This window comes from Mesorhizobium sp. M0217 (assembly GCF_040321955.1).
Lineage (GTDB): Bacteria > Pseudomonadota > Alphaproteobacteria > Rhizobiales > Rhizobiaceae > Mesorhizobium.
Window position 1 is genome coordinate 452,263 of sequence record NZ_JAMYSN010000002.1, and the last position, 18,050, is coordinate 470,312.

The following is an 18,050-nucleotide window of genomic DNA, read 5'->3' on the forward strand; positions in this document are numbered from 1 at the left end:
ACGCAGGCCCCGAGATGACAGACTCCGAAAAGGCTGAGGCTGTCGAGCAATTGCTCGATACGCCTGACCTTGCCACCGCGCTGGAAAGCGACCAGTTCAAGAAATTTCTCGACCAGATGCCGATCGCGATCGCCGTCTCGGAATTGATCGCGAAGGAGCGTGTCGTCTACGCCAACCCCGAATTCGAGAAGCTCTCGGACCTCAAGGCGCCGAAGCTTGCGCGGGAAAACTGGGCGGCCCTTTCCGGCAGGGGGCTTCATCGGCAGAAGGACAGGCCGCTCGCCGAGGCTGTCGTTGAAGACACCGATTTCGTCGGCACATTTCGCCTCGAGCGCGGCGAGGACAAGCCGGCAATCGTCGACGTTTATTCCAACGTGATCGAGGACGACAACGGCAAGCTCTGCTTCCGGCTAGTGGCGCTTGTCGACGTCACGGCCCACGGCGAGACCGAGGACGCGCGACCCGCAGAGGAGCTAATCCGGGAGAAGGACACCCTGTTGCGCGAACTGCAGCACCGGGTGAAAAACAATCTGCAGATGATCACCGCTTTGATCCGGATGGAAACCCGCAACGCCACCGAACCGGACCAGAAGCGCTTCGAAAGGCTTGCCGGCCGGGTAGACGCATTGGCAATCCTCTACCAGACCTTGTCGGCTGACCAGCAGAAGGATGAGGTGGATCTTGGCGTGTACCTTAGCCAGATCGCGTCCGCCGTCATGGCGTCGCACGCAGTCGAAGGTATCCGCCTCGACCTTAAGGTGGATACCTATCCGGTATCCATCAACGTTGCCATGCCGACAGGCCTGGTCGTCAATGAGTTGCTGACCAACGCTCTCAAACATGCATTCGTCGGGCGCGACGGCGGCACGATCACGCTGCACAGCGTCGTCAGCGGCGATGGTTGCCGGGTGACTGTCGCCGATGATGGAATCGGTCTGCCGACGGGTGAGACCTGGCCCAGGCCAGGCAAGCTCGGCTCCCTGATCGCGCGGTCGCTGACCGAAAATGCCAAGGCGCAATTCGACGTCAAGTCGAGTGCCGGCGAGGGAACCAAGGTCACCATCGTCTTCAAGCGATCGGCGGCGACGGACTGAGGCTATGTAACGACGCGCCGGCAAATCCCGGCCGGACAGGTGCTTCGGGCGCTCGCGGGTGTGGCCTTAAGTCGCAAACGATTTGGCTGCAGAAGCGGGGCGCCGGGCTTCTTTGACGGTGCGATCAGCACCATATGTGGTCCACAGCCCTCCAAACGAGAGAAGCTAGCTCCGACGGGTCGCACCGCGGTCGTCAGCCGGCAATGGCTATGAACCAGGAAACTGAAAACCATCATGCGTGAAAATATCAGACCAGCGTCGAGAGACGTCCCCCTCATTCAGCTAGGCCTCAACCAGTGCCGCTTCCCGGTGAGCGAAGACCGCTCGGTACCCGGTGGCTACCGTTTTTGTGCCGGGCCGACGTCGCCGGATCGCGTCTACTGCGATCACCACCACACCGTCGTGACGGCCGTTGACCCTCGTCGAGCCCGTCCGGGTCTCCATTTCACGCAACGACGCGCCGCTTAGGTCACCCACATCCCTGCCCGCCACCGCCAAAGCCGGGGACTCGGGTGCAGGAGGCTGGCCGGTGCGAGCCAAGCGGCGTTCGCGTGCGGCTCTGCAACCTCTTGTTGCAACTCTGCTGGCCGGTTCAAGCGCCAAAGGCGATGATTTGGCGTCGACGGCCTGAGAAGTCGCAATGATTTCAATGGCCGAAAAATAACTGGTGCGGTCGAGAAGACTCGAACTTCCACGGGTTGCCCCACAGCGACCTCAACGCTGCGCGTCTACCAATTCCGCCACGACCGCCCGTGGTAGGAGCCGGAACGAACCGGCTCGCGGCGTGTAGCAAATCGTTTCCGGCGAAACAAGGGCGCGGCGCGCAATAATCGCCGCGAATTGGCATATCGGCCTCTACAGCGCCGCGCGTCCTGTGGGACGCGCAAAGGACGCTGCAGCACTTTGATTTGGCGCATGATCCTTTCCGAAGATCGTTCCTATCTTCGGGGTCGTGCGCGAAGGCCGAAATGCGTGGCGAACTGGACGTTTCAGCCGGATACCGCCATATGAAGGGCAAATGCATTTGGCCCCAGAGCGCAAGGCGGTTTCGCCAAGCCGGCGTGCATCACGCGAAAAACGAAAAAGCCATGACCGAACGCAGCCAGATCGCCACGTCGTTCCTGCCCTTGCCGGGTTCGGCGCCGGTCGAATGGCGCATCGAGCCCGGCCTGACCGGCTACACCGACGCGCTGGCCCTGATGGAAGCGCGCGCCGAGGCGATCCGCGCGGGTGCAGCCGCCGAGATGGTCTGGCTGGTCGAGCATCCGCCGCTTTACACCGCCGGGACCAGCGCCCGCATCGAGGACCTGATCGACCCCGACCGTTTCCCGGTCTTTGCCGCGGGGCGCGGCGGCGAATACACCTATCACGGGCCGGGGCAGCGGGTTGCCTATGTCATGCTTGACCTGAAGCGCCGGCGCGAGGATGTGCGCGCCTTCGTCGCCGCGCTCGAGCAGTGGATCATCGGCACGCTTGCCGCCTTCAATGTGCGCGGCGAACGCCGCGAGGACCGCGTCGGAGTCTGGGTGGTGCGGCCCGAGCGCCCGTCCCTGCCCGACGGCTCGCCGGCTGAAGACAAGATCGCGGCCATCGGCATCCGGCTGCGGCGCTGGGTGAGCTTTCATGGCATTGCCGTCAATGTCGAGCCGGATCTCAGCCATTTCAGCGGCATCGTGCCATGCGGCGTGCCGGACCACGGCGTCACCAGCCTCGTCGACCTCGGCTTGCCCGTGACCATGGCCGATTTCGACCTGGCGCTGAAGTCTTCCTTCGAGGATGTTTTTGGGTCAGCGGCGGGCATGGCTGCAGAGCCGGTCCGCAAGGCCAGTTGAGACCGCGCCTCGATCAAACGCTCACAGCAGCTTCGCCGACGCCCAAAACAGCCCATAGCCGTGAATGGCGAAGACCGCCAGCAGCGCGCCGGCGATGGCGAAACGATCGAAGGTGCGGATCGGTTTCAGTTCGTGGCGCGGCCTTACCCCGCTGCCCATGGTCAGCAGGCTGAGGATGGCAAAGACGGCGCCCGCCACCAGCAGAAAGCTTGGGGAAAAACCGGCCAGCCAGCCGATCGCCAGCAAGGCGGACAGCAAGGAAAACGAGGCCAGTGCCAGCATGATCGGACCAAGAAAGATCTGGCGCAGCACCTGACCGCCGTCGAATTTCCACACCGGCACCAGATTGGCGATGTTGAACAATGCGGTAAAGCCGGCGAGCGTCGCCAGAAGCGCCGCGGCGAGCCGATGTCCCTCGCCGGACGCGAGCCCGCTGGCGACGATCAGCAGCGGAACCAGGAACGCGGAAAAGCCGGCGCCCATCAGCGCCACGAAGGCGACCTCGAAGCGGCTGTCATAAGGCCGGCCGCCAATGGCGATGCCGCCGAGCAGCGGGATAAAGATCATCCGCGCCTTGCGATGGCCGGTTAGCCGAAAGGCCGCCATGTGGCCGAGCTCATGCAGGGCAACCACCGAGGTCAGGATCGCAGCCAGCGCCAGGCCGCCGAGATTGAGCCCGAAGAACGGCCAAAGGATGAAAGCCGAAAGAACGGCGAAACCGACCTGGCTCAGCGGATGCTCGAACCAGCCACCCTTGCGATACTGTCCGGTCCTCGCCCAGATCTCCAGCTTGCCGAGCTCGCGGCGCATGGCGAAGTAGCGGAACACCAGGAAGGCGACGCCGCGATAGCGATCGGTCTGGCTGAGCGTGACGCGCGTGCCGGCGCCTTCCGAGGTGAGTTCGGTGGTCTCGTAAAAATCCTTCCAGAACGACGCGTCGAGCGCGGTATCCTCGATGACCCGCATCGAAAAACGACTGCCTTCGACGACGTCCTCGAAGCGCGACCTGCGCTCGATCGGCTGGCCGTCGCGGCCTTCCCACGACAGCAGGATGCGGGCCGTGCCCTGCCCGTCCAGCGGCTGGGCCGAGAGTATCTCGCCGGACCAGCCGGCATCGCTGCCGAGCGGCCACAGCGCCTGCCAGAGGCGCTGCCGGTCCACGGCAACCACGCGGCTCAGCCGCACCGTGCGCAAACCGAGCGGCGCGGTCATCAGAAGGAAAATCAGTCCGAGATTACCGGCCACGAGAAGGGCCGTCACGATCGGCGACACCTGAGGTTTTTGCTCCCTGTCTTGGCGGGGCAGCCTAGCGTCATGGCGGCAAGAAAGGCTTAACGGCACAGCGCCTTCCTGCCCGCCTAAAACAGTGCGGCGAACCGCAGTTGCATCACATGGCGCCGATCCAGACAGCCATGGAAACCAGAAACGCACTCATGCACACCAACGAAACGACGTCCTGAACAAGATCGCTCATAACTCTCTCCTGTTGTTGATATGTTCGTATTTTGTTCTAACTTTGTTCGAAAGTCAATGAGCGGAAAGCGGCATGCCGACGAATCCTGACAGCCGGTTTGGGCAGGGTTAAGGAAAGGTTGACGGGGTGACGGCAGTGCTGACGCAGGGCGCATCGCATGCCTTTGCGATCGGCCGACACGCACCAATCAATTCGTCATCCTAGGGCGGAGCAAGGAGCGCAGCGACGCGGCGCAGACCCTAGGATGAGGAAGTTGGGGCCTACAGCGGAACGACCTTGCCATCCGCCAGCGTCACCCGGCGGTCCATGCGCGAGGCGAGTTCGTGATTGTGGGTGGCGATCAGCGCGGCAAGGCCGGACTGCTTGACCAGCGCGCCAAGCGCCTCGAAGACATAGGAGGCGGTGACCGGGTCGAGATTGCCGGTCGGCTCGTCGGCGAGCAGCAGCAAGGGCGCATTGGCGACCGCGCGGGCAATGGCGACGCGCTGCTGCTCGCCGCCGGACAACTCCGACGGACGGTGCGACGCGCGCTTGCCGATCTGCATATAGTCGAGCAGCTGTGCTGCGCGCTCCGACGCCTCCTTGCGCGAAAGGCCTTTGATCAGCTGCGGCATCATGATGTTTTCCAGTGCCGAAAACTCCGGCAGCAGATGATGGAACTGATAGACGAAGCCGACATCGTTGCGGCGGATTGCCGTGCGTTCGTCGTCGGAGAGCCGTCCGCAGGCGCGGCCGGCCAGAATGACGTCGCCGGCATCGGGGCGCTCGAGCAGGCCCGCCGTGTGCAGCAGCGTCGACTTGCCGGTGCCCGACGGCGCCACCAGCGCCACCATCTCGCCGCGCTTCAGCGAAAAGTCGGCGCCGTTCAAAATGGTGAGCTTGCGCGGCCCCTGGACATAGTGCCGCTCGACGCTCTTCAGCTCGATAATGATCTCGGACTTCATTCGTATCTCAAGGCCTCGACCGGATCGAGCCGTGCGGCGCGCCATGCCGGAAACACCGTTGCCAGGAAGGACAGGCCGAGCGCCATCAGGATGACATAGGTGGTCTCGCGCGGGTCCATCTTTGCCGGCAGCTGGCTGAGGAAATAGAGCTCCGGGTTGAACAGCACCTTGCCGGTCATCCAGGAGAAGAACTGGCGGATGGATTCGATGTTGGTGCAGATGAGCACCCCGAGCAGCACGCCGGCCAGCGTGCCGGTGACGCCGATCGCAGCACCCGTCATCAGGAAGATGCGCAGGATGGCGCCGCGCGAGGCGCCCATTGTGCGCAGGATGGCGATATCGTGGCCCTTGTCCTTCACCAGCATGATCAGGCCGGAGATGATGTTGAGCGCCGCCACCAGCACGATCAGCGTCAGGATCATGAACATGACGTTGCGCTCGACCTGCAGTGCTGAAAAGAACGTCTCGTTGCGCTGGCGCCAGTCGACCATGTCGATCGGCCGTTGCGCCGCCGCATCGACCAGCGGTTTCAGCGCGTCGACATTATCGGGATTGTCGACATAGATCTCGATCGTCTGCGCCCTGCCGTCCATGTTGAAATAGAGCTGCGCTTCGGAAAACGGCATGTAGACGATGGAGCTGTCATACTCCGACATGCCGACCTCGAAGATCGCCGCCACCTTGTAGCCCTTCAGCCGCGGCGTCGTGCCCATCGGCGTCACATCGCCGTCCGGCGAGATCAGCGTGATGGTGTCGCCGAGCACAAGGCCGAGATTCTCCGCCATGCGCTTGCCGATAGCGACGCCCTCGCCGGAGTCGAAGCCGTCAAGCGTGCCTTGCTTGACGTTTTGGGCGACGATGGCGATCTTGCCGAGGTCTTCGGCCCTGATACCGCGCACCAGCGCGCCCATGCCGCCGCCGACATTGCCCTGCGCCAGCACCTGGCCGTCGATCAGCGGGATCGCGTATTTGACGCCGGCCACGCCGTTGATGCGGGCTGCGACCTGCGCATAATCCTCAAGCGGCGAATCCAGCGGCTGCACGATCAGATGGCCGTTGACGCCGAGGATGCGAGTCAGAAGTTCGGCTCGAAACCCGTTCATGACAGCCATGACGACGATCAGCGTGGCGACGCCCAGCATGATGCCGAGGAAGGAGATCGAGGCGATGACCGAGATCACTGTCTCCTTGCGGCGCGACCGCAAATAACGCCAGGCGACCATGCGTTCGAACATGGAGAACGGGCCGGCGACCGGAGACTTGGTGACCGGAGACTTGGCGACCGGAGACTTGCCAACCGGAGACTGGGCTACCGAAGACTTCGCTGCCGCGGCTTCGCTCATGCGGTTGCACCGAAGCGTTTCCTGGCCTCCGCGACCGGCAGCGTCTCGCGCTCGCCGGTCCGGCGGTTCTTGATCTCGATCTCGCCGGCGGCCACGCCGCGCGGCCCGACGATCACCTGCCAGGGCAGGCCGATCAGGTCGGCGGTGGCGAACTTGCCGCCCGGCCGCTGGTCGGTGTCGTCGTAAAGCACATCCTTGCCGGCGCTGGTGAAGGCGGCGTAGAGCTCGCCGCAAACGCGGTCGCACTCGGCGTCGCCGGCCTTCATGTTGATCAGGCCGATGTCGAACGGCGTCACCGCTTCCGGCCAGATGATGCCGTTATCGTCATGGCTGGCCTCGATGATCGCTGCCACCAGCCGCGACGGACCGATACCGTAGGAGCCGCCGGAAACAAAATGATCCTTGCCGTCGGGCCCGGTCACCTTGGCGCCCATGGGCTTGGAATATTTGTCGCCGAAATGAAAGATGTGGCCGACCTCGATGCCGCGCGCCGAGACCCGGTCGGCCTCGCCAAGCTTGTCCCAGGCCGCCTCGTCATGCATCTCGTCGGTGGCGGCGTAAGGCATCGTCCACGTCTTGACGATGTCGGCGATCTCGCCGTCATTGCCGAAGTCGGTTTTCTCGCCGGGCACCTGCAGCGACAGATATTCGCGGTCGCAATAGACCTGGCTCTCGCCGGTGTCGGCCAGGATGATGAATTCATGGCTGAGATCGCCGCCGATCGGCCCGGTGTCGGCTCGCATCGGAATGGCCTGCAGCCCCATGCGCGTGAACGTTCGGAGATAGGATACGAACATGCGGTTATAGGCGGCTTTGGCTCCCTCGAAATCGAGGTCGAAGGAATAGGCGTCCTTCATCAGGAATTCGCGTGAACGCATGACGCCGAACCGCGGCCGCACCTCGTCGCGGAACTTCCACTGGATGTGGTAGAGGTTGAGCGGCAAATCCTTGTAGGACTTGACGTAGGCGCGCACGATTTCGGTGACCACTTCCTCATTGGTCGGACCGTAGAGCATGTCGCGGTCCTGCCGGTCCTTGATGCGCAACATCTCCTTGCCGTAATCGTCATAGCGGCCGCTTTCGCGCCACAGATCGGCCGACTGGATGGTCGGCATCAGGATTTCCAGAGCGCCGGCGCGGTTCTGCTCCTCGCGGATGATGCGGCAGACCTTGTCGAGCACCAGCTTGCCTAGCGGCAGCCAGGAAAAGCTGCCCTGCCCCTGCTGGCGGATCATGCCGGCACGCAGCATCAGCCGGTGCGAGACGATCTCGGCCTCGCGCGGATTTTCTTTCAGGATGGGCAGGAAAAACTGCGACAAACGCATGGACAGGTCCGTGAGAGAGGAGGCTGCGCCGGAATCGGCGCGGCTGGCTTGCTTGCCCCGGCTTCATAGCTATTTCGTGACGGAATGGAAACCCGACCGGTCGCATCGGTCCGAAATCGCAAAAATCGATTCTTCTTCCAAAGACCTTCGCACCGAAAACGATAATGCTTCTGACGCAAAGTGATCGCCTGACTGCAAAGTCCTCACACACGCTTTGCGCGTCCGGGCTACGCGGCACACCTGGCCCCATTAATGCGGCAGCCCCGGCGTTGTTCGTTTCGCAAGCAAAGCCTGCCGCACTATTGTGCACTGCAGCACAGATTGCCCGATTGCGGGCAAAATTCTGCGTGACAATTTCATCAGGGTTAGGCTAGTGTGCCCCGATAACCGAGAGGGTGGAGAAAAATCTGCTCTCCTACGCGGTCAAAGTCTTGGGAGGATGCGATCTAGGCGCGGTTACCCGCTGCCGCCGGAAACCGGAAAACAGATCGGAACGCGTTTAAATTGCAAGGCCTTGTGCCTTGCATTTTTTTTGCCCGATCATCTGGTTAGATCAACCTGTTCCCAAATCACGTGAGCTTGCGTCAGCCTGACACCAAGGCGTGATTCTAATGCGGGTGGGCCATGCCTGGCCGCCTATTGCGCATCGCAGGCTGGCGAGACAAAATTTGAGTTTGGCGCTCCGAAACAAACACAAACATCCCAGCCGATCTGCCGGCGGGAAAGTGGTTAGTTAGCCGGTGCCTGGCTGGCTTCGGGGATGATGTGCGGGACTTCGTCGAGGCTGTAGCCCAGCCCGTGCGTCAGGCTGTAGAAAACCCCCATGACGACAGCCGTGACGATGGTGGTGCGGATCACGGCGCGCAGCATATGCGGTCCGCGCGGCGCGCTCGCAACCGTGCCCAGCGTCACGTCCTGGTCGTCATCCTGCGTCTTGACGCTGAACGGCAGCACGATGAACAGCATCAGCCACCAGGTGATGAAGAACAGGGCGGCAAACGAAATCCAGCTCATGCCTGCTCCAGTTCGACCAGCGTGCCGAAGAAATCCTTGGGATGCAGGAACAGCACCGGCTTGCCGTGGGCGCCGGTTTTGGGATTGCCGTCGCCCAGCACGCGGGCGCCGCTCGCTTTGAGGTGATCGCGCGCGACAAGGATGTCGTCGACCTCGTAGCAGACATGATGCATGCCACCCGAGGGGTTCTTCGCCAGAAAGGCCGCGATCGGCGACCGTTCGCCCAGCGGCTCCAGGAGTTCGATCTTGGTGTTGCCGACATCGACGAACACCACGGTAACGCCATGCTCGGGCAGCGCTTGCGGCGCGGTGACCTTCGCGCCAAGCGTATCGCGATAGGCCGCAATCGCCGCGGCCAGGTCCGGTACGGCAAGTGCTACATGGTTCAGGCGTCCCAGCATGAAGTGCTCCACAAGTTAAGGGAGTAGGGAATAGGCAGCAGGCAGTAGTGATACATCTGCATTTTTCTCCACTGCCTACTGCCTACTGCCTATTCCCTCACCTCGTCACAAACACCGTCACCAGCGGCTTCTTGCCCCAGGCCTCGTTGGCGGGGCCGCGCACGGCGCGGCGCACCGCTTCCTGCACCAGATCGAGGTCCTTGCGGCGCTGGCGAGGGATCGAGTCGACCGCGCCGACGGCCGCGTCGAGCATCAGATCTTCCATGTTTTCGCCACGGGCATCGGCCTCGGCGACGCCGATGGCGACCAGATCGGGATCGCCGGCGAGCTCATATTTGTCGTCGAGCACGACATTGACCGCGACATGGCCGGCGAAGGATAGCTTGCGCCGGTCGCGTATGCCCATCGCCTGGTCGGTGCCGATCAGCCTGCCGTCCTTGTAGATGCGGCCGAACGGCACCTGGTCGATGATCGTGGCCGGACCCGGCGCCAGCCGCAGCATGTCGCCGTCGCGCACTTGCGCCACCTGGCCGATGCCGGAGGTCGACATCAGCGACCCCTGCGCCACCAGATGCGCGGCTTCGCCGTGCACGGGAACGCCGATCTGCGGCCGCACCCATTCATACATCCTGCGCAATTCGCTGCGGCGGGGATGGCCGGAGACATGCACAAGCGCGTCGCCATCCTCGATGATCTTGATGCCGAGGTCGATGAGGCGGTTCTTGATCTCGAGGATCGCCTTCTCGTTGCCGGGAATGGTGCGTGAGGAAAACACCACCGTGTCGCCGGCCGTCAGCGACACCGATTTCATCTCGTCGCGCGACAGTTTTGCCAGCGCTGCCAGCGCCTCGCCCTGGCTGCCGGTGCAGATGATGACCAGGTTCTCGCGCGGGATGAAGCCGAAATCCTCCTCGGCGATGAACTCCGGCAGCCCGTCCATGTAGCCGAGTTCGCCGGCGACATCGATGACCCGCTTCAGCGAGCGGCCGAGCACCAGGCACTGGCGGCCGGCATCGCGCGCCGCCTTGGCGATGGAGACGATGCGTCCGACATTGGAGGAGAAGGTGGTGACGGCGACACGGCCGACAGCGCTCTGGATGACGCCCCTGAGGCCTTCGCCGACCGCCACTTCCGACGGCGATTCGCCTTCCCTGAGCGCATTGGTCGAATCGCAGACCAGCGCCAGCACACCCTTGTCGCCATAGGCGCGAAACCGCGCCTCGTCGGTTTTCGGACCGATCGTCGGTTCCGGATCGATCTTCCAGTCGCCGGTATGGATGACGGTGCCGGCCGGCGAGGTGATCGCCAGCGACATCGGCTCGGGGATCGAGTGCGCCACCGGAATGGCCTCGATCGAGAACGGGCCGACAGTGAATGTTTCGCCTGCCCGGTAGATCGTCACCGGAATTTTCTTCGGCGCGCCCTGCTCGCCCTGGCGCTTGGCGTCCAGCAGGCCGGCGCTGAACGGTGTCATCCACACCGGCGCCTTCAGCTTCGGCCAGATGTCGAGCAGCGCCCCGTAATGGTCTTCATGCGCATGGGTGATGATGATGCCGCGCAGGCCGGCGAGGTTCTCCTCGATGAAGCGGGTATCGGGCAGGATCAGGTCGACGCCCGGGTGCGCTGCGTCGGGAAAGGTCACGCCGACATCGACGACGATCCACTCGCGCGCGCTAGGCGGCCCATAGCCGTAAAGGGCGAAGTTCATGCCGATCTCGCCGACGCCGCCGAGCGGCACGAAGACGAGTTCGGCGTTTTGCGCTTTCGCCATCAAATTTCCCTTCCCGGCCCTTGCGACCAGCCCTAAATCTTTGCCGACGCGACGGCGCCGAAATGCACGTCGCCGGCGGCTACCGTCACGACCGACCCCTCATCATCGCGGATCACGAAACGGCAGTCCGCGTCAATGGTCTCGAAGGTACCGCGCACCACATTCCCGTCAATCCTGACAGCAACCTCGCCGCCAAGCCCCGCCGCGCGCGCCAGCCAGCGACGCCGGATGGCGTCGAGCCCGCGTCCGTCGTCCCACAGCCGGGCATTGTCGGTCCAGGCATCGGACAGCGCCAAGAACAGCGTTTCGGCGTCGCATGTCGCGCCCAGTGCCTGAAGCGATGTCGCCGGATACGGCAAATCCGGCGGATGCGCCACCACATTGACGCCGATGCCCACCGCCACCGCGAAACGGCCGCCATCGAGAATGGCCGATTCCAGCAGGATGCCGGCCAGCTTGGCGCCGGAGGCCAGCACATCGTTCGGCCATTTCAGCTCGAAGCGGTTCTGCCCCTGGCTGGCGCCGTCGAGGCCGATGGCGATCCTGCCCTTCGGCACCACGGCGTCGAGCGCATCGGCCAGCGACAGGCCGGCGACGAAGCCCAGCGTCGCCGCCAGACGCAACTCACCGCCGGTGATGACCAGCAATGTCGCCGCCAGATTGCCCTCGGGCGATACCCAGGCCCTGCCGCGGCGGCCACGGCCGCTTTCCTGCTTCTTGGAAACGACCCACAATTTGCCGGGATCGCCTGCCCTTGCATGGTCCAGCGCCAGCGTGTTGGTGGAACCCACACTGTCATGCGCCTCGAGCCGGAACCCTTCCGTCTCAGAGGTTGGAGCCAGCCGAAATGCCATCCGGTCAGAAAAATGTCTTGGCGGCGGCTTCGGCGTAGGTCGCGATCGGACCGCCGATCAGCACATAGAACAGCACGAAAGCGCCGGAGACACCAAGCACGAGGCGCAGCTCAACCGCCATCGGCACGAAGCCGCCGGCCGGTTCGTCGAACCACATGATCTTGATGATGCGCAGATAGTAGAAAGCGCCCACCACAGAGGCCAGCACGCCGATGATCGCCAGCGCATAGAGGTTGGCGTTGATGGCGGCGAGGAACACGTACCATTTCCCCCAGAAACCGGCGAGCGGCGGGATGCCGGCCAGCGAGAACATCAGGATGGTCAGGATCGTCGCCATGATCGGGTTGGTCGACGACAGACCGGCGAGATCGCTGATCTGCTCGACATTGCCTTCCTTGCGCCGCATGGCGAGGATGAAGGCGAAGGTGCCGAGCGTCATGACCAGATAGATCAGCATGTAGATGGCGACGCCGCGCACGCCGGCCTGGCTGTTGGCGGCAAGGCCGACCAGCGCGTAGCCCATATGGCCGATCGAGGAGTACGCCATCAGCCGCTTGATGTTGGTCTGGCCGATGGCGGCAAAGGAGCCGAGCGCCATCGAGGCGATCGAGATGAAGACGATGATCTGCTGCCAGTCGGAAGCGATCGGCTTGAAGGCGCCCATGGTGACGCGCACGATCAGCGCCATCGCCGCCATTTTGGGGGCAGCCGCCAGGAAAGCGGTGACCGGCGTCGGTGCGCCCTCGTAGACATCGGGCGTCCACATATGGAACGGCACCGCCGAAATCTTGAAGGCGAGGCCGGCCAAAACGAAGACCAGGCCGACGACGAGGCCGAGCTGGCGCTCACCGCTGCCAAGCGCCGAGGCGATTTCCTGGAAGCCGACATTGCCGGTGTAGCCGTAAATGAGGCTGATGCCGTAAAGCAGCATGCCCGACGACAGCGCGCCCAGCACAAAATACTTCAAACCGGCCTCGGTCGAACGCAGATTGTCGCGGTTGATCGCGGCCAGCACGTAGATCGCCAGCGACTGCAGCTCGAGGCCGAGATAGAGCCCGATCATGCCGTTGGCCGAGATCATCAGCATCATACCGAGCGTGCAGAGCAGGATCAGCACCGGGTATTCGAACTTGTCGAAATGCTCCTGCCTGGCGAAGCGCATCGACATCACCAGCGTCACCGCCGAACCGATCAGCGACAGCACCTTCATGAAGCGGGAGAACGGATCCTGGATGAAGGCGTTGCCGTAGGCTGCGCCCTGTCCCGTGGGAAAGATCAGCCATAGGCCTGCGATCACCAGCACGGCGACGGCAAGGACAGTCACCAGAATGGCAGTGTTGGCGCGCGAATAGGCGCCCACCATCAACAGCGCCAGCGCGCCGATGGCGAGGATCAGCTCCGGCGTCGAGAGCGAAAGGCTGGAATAAAGGTCCGGCGTCATGGTTCGCAAAACCTCTGGTCAGTTCGCCGCCGCGGTCTGCGCGGCGCCGATGGATGCGGTGACATTGGTGACGAGCGCCTTGACCGACTGGGCCGTGGCATCGAAGACGGGAGCGGGATAGACGCCGAAGAAGATGACCAGCACGACCAGCGGGTAGATGATCGCCTTCTCGCGCGTCGACAGATCGAGCAGGCCCTTCAGGCTTTCCTTGGTCAGCGCGCCGAAGATCACCCGGCGGTAGAGCCAGAGCGCGTAGGCCGCCGACAGGATGACGCCGGTGGCGGCGAAGAAAGCCACCCAGGTGTTGACCCGGAACACGCCGAGCATGGTCAGGAACTCGCCGACGAAACCTGACGTGCCCGGCAAGCCGACATTGGCCATGGTGAAGATCAGGAACACCGTGGCGTATTTCGGCATGTTGTTGACCAAGCCGCCATAGGCGTCGATCTCGCGCGTGTGCATGCGGTCGTAAATGACGCCGACGCACAGGAACAGCGCGCCCGAGACGAGGCCGTGGCTCAGCATCTGGAAGATCGCGCCCTGCACGCCTTCCTGGTTCATGGCGAAGATGCCCATGGTGACGAAGCCCATATGGGCGACGGAGGAATAGGCGATCAGCTTCTTCATGTCCTCCTGCATCAGCGCCACCAGGGAGGTGTAGATGATGGCGACGACCGACAGCGTAAACACCAGCGGCGCGAACATTTCCGAGGCCAGCGGGAACATCGGCAGGGAAAAGCGCAGGAAGCCGTACCCGCCCATTTTCAACAGGATGCCGGCCAGGATCACCGAGCCCGCCGTCGGCGCTTCGACGTGGGCGTCGGGCAGCCAGGTGTGCACCGGCCACATCGGCATCTTCACCGCGAAGGAGGCGAAGAAGGCCAGAAATAGCCATGTCTGCATGTGGGCCGGGAAGTTGTGGGTCAGCAGCGTCGGGATGTCGGTGGTGCCCGCCTGGAAGAACATCGCCATGATGGCGAGCAGCATCAGCACCGAGCCGGCCAACGTGTAGAGGAAGAACTTGAACGAGGCATAGACGCGGCGCTTGCCGCCCCAGACGCCGATGATGATGAACATCGGGATCAGGCCGGCCTCGAAGAAGACGTAGAACAGCACGATGTCGAGCGCGCAGAACACGCCGATCATCAGCGTTTCCAAGAGCAGGAAGGCAATCATGTAGGCCTTGACGCGCTTGTCGATCGCTTCCCACGACGCCAGGATGCAGAGCGGCATCAGGAACGTCGTCAGGATGACGAACAGCATCGAAATGCCGTCGACGCCCATATGGTAGGAGATGCCGGAATCCAGCCAGGCAAACTTCTCGACGAACTGGAAGCCGGCCTGCGAATTGTCGAATCCGGTCCAGATGAACAGCGAGATGATGAAGGTGGCCGCCGTCGTCGTGAACGCGATGGCGCGGATGTTGCGACGCGCATTCGGGCTGTCATCCCTGATGAACAGGATCATCAGCACACCTACGAGCGGCAGGAAGGTGACCAGCGAGAGGATTGGCCAGGCGGTCATCAGAGCATCATCCAGGTGACGAGTGCGGCCACGCCGATCAGCATGGCGAAGGCATAGTGATAGAGATAGCCGGTCTGCAGCTTGACGACGCGGTCGGTGACGTCGACGACACGCGCCGAAATGCCGTCAGGGCCGAGCCCGTCGATGATGGTGCCGTCGCCGGTCTTCCACAAGAACCTGCCCAGCGCCTTTGCCGGCCGCACGAACAGGACGTCGTAGAGCTCGTCAAAGTACCATTTGTTGAGCAGGAAGGCATAGAGCAGCCGATGGTTGGCGGCGACGCTCCGGGGCAGTTCCGGCGAGCGGATGTAGAACTTCCAGGCGACGGCAAAGCCGATGATCATGGCGACGAACGGTGCCAGCTCGACCCACAGCGGCAATTCATGGATCTCGTGCAGGATGTGGTTGTCCGGCAGCGTGAACAGCGAGGCCTTCCAGAATTCGGCATAGGCTTCGCCGATGAAGGCACCATGGAAGATAACGCCGGCAAACAGCGCGCCCGCGGCCAGGATGAACAGCGGCACCAGCATCACCGGCGGCGATTCATGGACATGGTGCATGACGTCGTGGCTCGCCCGCGGCTCGCCGTGGAAGGTCATGAAGATCAGCCGCCAGGAGTAGAAGGAGGTGAAGCAGGCGGCGATGACCAGCAGGACAAAAGCGAGGCCGGCGACCGAATTGTGGCCGGCAAAGGCAGCCTCGATGATGGCATCCTTGGAGAAGAAGCCGGCGGTGCCGATGACGGTCACCGGAATGCCGACGCCGGTCAGCGCCAGCGTGCCGATCACCATCATCCAGTAGGTCTTCGGAATGAGCTTCCGCAGGCCGCCCATCTTGCGCATGTCCTGCTCGTCGGAGACGGCATGGATGACCGAGCCGGAGCCCAGGAACAGCAGCGCCTTGAAGAAGGCATGCGTGAACAAATGGAAGATCGCCGCGCCATAGGCGCCGACGCCGAGCGCGACGAACATGTAGCCGAGCTGCGAGCAGGTCGAATAGGCGATGACGCGCTTGATGTCGTTCTGGACCAGGCCGACGGTCGCCGCGAAGAAGGCGGTGAAGGCGCCGATGAAGGTCACCACCGTGAGCGCCGAATGCGACAGTTCGAAGAGCGGCGACAGCCGCGCCAGCATGAACACGCCGGCCGTCACCATGGTGGCGGCATGGATCAGCGCGGAAACCGGCGTCGGGCCTTCCATCGCGTCCGGCAGCCAGGTGTGCAGCGGCACCTGCGCCGACTTGCCCATGGCGCCCATGAACAGCAGCAGGCAGACGATGGTCATGGCCGCCTGCTTGTCCAGCGCATAGCCGAGGAAGGTCAGCACGGCGGCCCCTTGCGGCGCGCCTTCAGCCGGAATGAACGTCGCGGCATTGGCGAAGATGGTGCCGAGATTGACCGAGCCGAACAAAACGAAGACGCCGAAAATGCCGAGCGCGAAGCCGAAATCGCCGACGCGGTTGACGACGAAGGCCTTGATGGCAGCGGCATTGGCCGACGGCTTCTTGTACCAGAAGCCGATCAGCAAATAGGACGCGAGACCCACCCCTTCCCAGCCGAAGAACATCTGCACCAGATTGTCCGCCGTCACCAGCATCAGCATGGCGAAGGTGAACAGCGACAGATAGGCGAAGAAGCGCGGCCGGTTCGGATCGTGGTGCATGTAGCCGATCGAATAGATGTGGACCAGCGCCGACACCGTGTTGACCACCACCAGCATGACCACCGTCAGCGTATCGATCCTGAGCGCCCAGGACGCGTCCAAGCCGCCGGATTGGATCCAGCGCAGTACCGGCACGGTGAACACCTCGCCTTCGCCGAAGCCGACGGAGAAGAAGGCGACCCAGGACAGCACGGCCGAGATCACCAGGAAGCCCGAGGTGATATATTCCGATGCCTTGGCGCCGAGCGCATTGCCGAACAGGCCGACAATCAGGAAGCCGAGCAGCGGAAGGAAGACGATCGCTTGATACATGTTAGCCCCGTCAACCCTTCATCTGGTTCACGTCTTCGACCGCGATCGAGCCGCGGTTGCGGAAGAAGACGACGAGAATGGCAAGACCGATGGCCGCTTCGGCGGCCGCGACCGTCAGCACGAACAGGGCAAACACCTGGCCGACGAGATCGCCCAATGCCGCCGAGAAGGCGACGAAATTGATGTTGACCGCCAAAAGGATCAGCTCGATCGACATCAGGATGACGATGATGTTCCTGCGGTTCAGGAAGATGCCGAACACGCCGAGCGTGAACAGGATCGCCGATACGGTCAGGTAATGTGCGATGCCGACGACCATCTCAGAGCCCCTCGCCCGACTTGACCTTGCGGATTTCCATGCCTGTCGCCGGCGTGCGGCCGACCTGGGCGGCGATCGACTGCCGCTTGACCCCTTCCTTGTGGCGCAGCGTCAGGACGATGGCGCCGATCATGGCGACCAGCAGGATGAGGCCCGAAATCTGGAAGTAGTAGAGGTAGTCCGTATAGAGGATGTCGCCGAGTGCTGCGGTGTTTGTCCGCGCGGCAAGATCCGGGATGGGTTTGGAGACCGTCGAGGCCAGTTGCGGCGCGAAGGTGTAGCCGCCGAGCACCACGATCAGCTCGGCCGCCAGGATCAGCCCGACCAGCGCGCCGATCGGCGCATATTGCAGGGCGCCTTCCTTCATCTCGGCGAAGTCGACATCGAGCATCATGACGACGAACAGGAACAGCACCATGACCGCGCCGACATAGACGACAAGCAGGATCATCGCCAGGAACTCGGCGCCGGTCAGCATGAACAGGCCGGCGGCGTTGAAGAAGGTCAGGATCAGGAACAGCACGGAATGCACGGGGTTGCGCGACGAAATGACCATGAAGGCCGACGCCACCGCGACAAAGGCGAAGAGGTAGAAAAAGGCCGCCTCTAGTCCACTCAGCATTGGGGATCCCCCGGGTTCCTGTCCAAACAGGACATCCGTCCTGTTTGATTTCTGCGACCGCCTCCGGCCGGCAAGTTGCGTTGTCCTTAGACGAGGCCCCTCGCCCCGTCCATGCGTCA

At 63.1% G+C, this 18,050-nt stretch carries 16 protein-coding genes and 1 tRNA gene; 3 read left to right on the plus strand and 14 right to left on the minus strand.

The window, feature by feature from the left end; genetic code table 11:
* Positions 1–14: 14 nt before the first annotated feature.
* Positions 15–1,094: a sensor histidine kinase gene (locus NKJ18_RS06720; protein ID WP_352758004.1), complete on the plus strand. Its 1,080-nt coding sequence runs from the start codon at positions 15–17 to the stop codon at positions 1,092–1,094.
* A 234-nt stretch (positions 1,095–1,328) separates the two neighbouring features.
* Positions 1,329–1,562 carry a GcrA family cell cycle regulator gene (locus tag NKJ18_RS06725; protein ID WP_352519642.1) on the plus strand — a complete coding sequence of 78 codons (234 nt, stop codon included), beginning with the start codon at positions 1,329–1,331 and terminating at the stop codon, positions 1,560–1,562.
* A 197-nt stretch (positions 1,563–1,759) separates the two neighbouring features.
* Here NKJ18_RS06725 and NKJ18_RS06730 read toward each other — a convergent pair.
* Positions 1,760–1,844: transfer RNA gene (locus NKJ18_RS06730), tRNA-Leu, on the minus strand.
* Between the two features lie 338 nt (positions 1,845–2,182).
* Between NKJ18_RS06730 and lipB the strand changes: the two genes are divergently transcribed.
* Positions 2,183–2,926, plus strand: coding sequence for a lipoyl(octanoyl) transferase LipB (gene lipB / locus NKJ18_RS06735; protein WP_352758005.1), 744 nt, complete (start codon positions 2,183–2,185; stop codon positions 2,924–2,926).
* 21 nt (positions 2,927–2,947) lie between these two features.
* On the opposite strand, the gene NKJ18_RS06740 is transcribed toward lipB, so the two are convergent.
* The 13 genes from NKJ18_RS06740 to NKJ18_RS06800 all read right to left on the minus strand — a co-directional run bounded on the left by NKJ18_RS06740 (position 2,948) and on the right by NKJ18_RS06800 (position 17,931).
* Positions 2,948–4,198, minus strand: a complete 1,251-nt coding sequence (locus NKJ18_RS06740; RefSeq protein ID WP_352758006.1) for a site-2 protease family protein — start codon at positions 4,196–4,198, stop codon at positions 2,948–2,950.
* Positions 4,199–4,660: 462 nt separating this feature from the next.
* Positions 4,661–5,344 carry an ABC transporter ATP-binding protein gene (locus NKJ18_RS06745; protein ID WP_023685211.1) on the minus strand — a complete coding sequence of 228 codons (684 nt, stop codon included), beginning with the start codon at positions 5,342–5,344 and terminating at the stop codon, positions 4,661–4,663.
* Entirely contained in the window at positions 5,341–6,579 is a 1,239-nt protein-coding gene (locus NKJ18_RS06750) for a lipoprotein-releasing ABC transporter permease subunit (protein WP_031194713.1), read from the minus strand. The genes NKJ18_RS06745 and NKJ18_RS06750 overlap by 4 nt, the downstream gene beginning before the upstream one ends.
* 104 nt (positions 6,580–6,683) lie before the next feature.
* Entirely contained in the window at positions 6,684–8,012 is a 1,329-nt protein-coding gene (gene proS / locus NKJ18_RS06755) for a proline--tRNA ligase (RefSeq protein ID WP_352595434.1), read from the minus strand.
* Between the two features lie 729 nt (positions 8,013–8,741).
* Positions 8,742–9,026: a DUF1467 family protein gene (locus tag NKJ18_RS06760; RefSeq protein WP_023670803.1), complete on the minus strand. Its 285-nt coding sequence runs from the start codon at positions 9,024–9,026 to the stop codon at positions 8,742–8,744.
* Positions 9,023–9,427 (minus strand): methylmalonyl-CoA epimerase, encoded by a 405-nt coding sequence (gene mce / locus NKJ18_RS06765; protein ID WP_023685207.1) that lies wholly within the window; start codon positions 9,425–9,427, stop codon positions 9,023–9,025. The genes NKJ18_RS06760 and mce overlap by 4 nt, the downstream gene beginning before the upstream one ends.
* A 97-nt stretch (positions 9,428–9,524) precedes the next feature.
* Positions 9,525–11,198 carry a ribonuclease J gene (locus NKJ18_RS06770; protein ID WP_352447589.1) on the minus strand — a complete coding sequence of 558 codons (1,674 nt, stop codon included), beginning with the start codon at positions 11,196–11,198 and terminating at the stop codon, positions 9,525–9,527.
* A gap of 32 nt (positions 11,199–11,230) precedes the next feature.
* Positions 11,231–12,052 carry a biotin--[acetyl-CoA-carboxylase] ligase gene (locus NKJ18_RS06775; protein WP_023670806.1) on the minus strand — a complete coding sequence of 274 codons (822 nt, stop codon included), beginning with the start codon at positions 12,050–12,052 and terminating at the stop codon, positions 11,231–11,233.
* A 4-nt stretch (positions 12,053–12,056) separates the two neighbouring features.
* The gene (gene nuoN, locus NKJ18_RS06780) at positions 12,057–13,493 is read right to left on the minus strand and encodes an NADH-quinone oxidoreductase subunit NuoN (protein WP_023706136.1); all 1,437 of its coding nucleotides are present in this window, start codon (positions 13,491–13,493) and stop codon (positions 12,057–12,059) included.
* Positions 13,494–13,511: 18 nt separating this feature from the next.
* Positions 13,512–15,017, minus strand: coding sequence for an NADH-quinone oxidoreductase subunit M (locus NKJ18_RS06785; protein ID WP_023690959.1), 1,506 nt, complete (start codon positions 15,015–15,017; stop codon positions 13,512–13,514).
* Complete coding sequence (gene nuoL / locus NKJ18_RS06790; protein ID WP_023833862.1) at positions 15,017–16,990, minus strand: NADH-quinone oxidoreductase subunit L; 1,974 nt, start codon at positions 16,988–16,990, stop codon at positions 15,017–15,019. The genes NKJ18_RS06785 and nuoL overlap by 1 nt, the downstream gene beginning before the upstream one ends.
* Before the next feature lie 10 nt (positions 16,991–17,000).
* On the minus strand, positions 17,001–17,309 hold the full coding sequence (nuoK, locus tag NKJ18_RS06795) for an NADH-quinone oxidoreductase subunit NuoK (RefSeq protein WP_023670810.1): 309 nt from the start codon (positions 17,307–17,309) through the stop codon (positions 17,001–17,003).
* Position 17,310: 1 nt separating this feature from the next.
* A complete protein-coding gene (locus NKJ18_RS06800; RefSeq protein WP_023690957.1) occupies positions 17,311–17,931 on the minus strand; it encodes an NADH-quinone oxidoreductase subunit J in 621 nt (206 codons plus the stop codon).
* Positions 17,932–18,050 lie beyond the last annotated feature (119 nt).

Excerpts from the sequence above, each read along its gene's own strand:
- NKJ18_RS06720 (WP_352758004.1), top strand. The coding sequence starts at position 15 with ATGACAGACTCCGAAAAGGCTGAGGCTGTCGAGCAATTGCTCGATACG.
- NKJ18_RS06725 (WP_352519642.1), top strand. The coding sequence starts at position 1,329 with ATGCGTGAAAATATCAGACCAGCGTCGAGAGACGTCCCCCTCATTCAG.
- lipB (WP_352758005.1), top strand. The coding sequence starts at position 2,183 with ATGACCGAACGCAGCCAGATCGCCACGTCGTTCCTGCCCTTGCCGGGT.
- NKJ18_RS06745 (WP_023685211.1), bottom strand. The coding sequence starts at position 5,344 with ATGAAGTCCGAGATCATTATCGAGCTGAAGAGCGTCGAGCGGCACTAT.
- NKJ18_RS06750 (WP_031194713.1), bottom strand. The coding sequence starts at position 6,579 with ATGTTCGAACGCATGGTCGCCTGGCGTTATTTGCGGTCGCGCCGCAAG.
- proS (WP_352595434.1), bottom strand. The coding sequence starts at position 8,012 with ATGCGTTTGTCGCAGTTTTTCCTGCCCATCCTGAAAGAAAATCCGCGC.
- NKJ18_RS06760 (WP_023670803.1), bottom strand. The coding sequence starts at position 9,026 with ATGAGCTGGATTTCGTTTGCCGCCCTGTTCTTCATCACCTGGTGGCTG.
- mce (WP_023685207.1), bottom strand. The coding sequence starts at position 9,427 with ATGCTGGGACGCCTGAACCATGTAGCACTTGCCGTACCGGACCTGGCC.
- NKJ18_RS06770 (WP_352447589.1), bottom strand. The coding sequence starts at position 11,198 with ATGGCGAAAGCGCAAAACGCCGAACTCGTCTTCGTGCCGCTCGGCGGC.
- NKJ18_RS06775 (WP_023670806.1), bottom strand. The coding sequence starts at position 12,052 with ATGGCATTTCGGCTGGCTCCAACCTCTGAGACGGAAGGGTTCCGGCTC.
- nuoN (WP_023706136.1), bottom strand. The coding sequence starts at position 13,493 with ATGACGCCGGACCTTTATTCCAGCCTTTCGCTCTCGACGCCGGAGCTG.
- NKJ18_RS06785 (WP_023690959.1), bottom strand. The coding sequence starts at position 15,017 with ATGACCGCCTGGCCAATCCTCTCGCTGGTCACCTTCCTGCCGCTCGTA.
- nuoL (WP_023833862.1), bottom strand. The coding sequence starts at position 16,990 with ATGTATCAAGCGATCGTCTTCCTTCCGCTGCTCGGCTTCCTGATTGTC.
- nuoK (WP_023670810.1), bottom strand. The coding sequence starts at position 17,309 with ATGGTCGTCGGCATCGCACATTACCTGACCGTATCGGCGATCCTGTTC.
- NKJ18_RS06800 (WP_023690957.1), bottom strand. The coding sequence starts at position 17,931 with ATGCTGAGTGGACTAGAGGCGGCCTTTTTCTACCTCTTCGCCTTTGTC.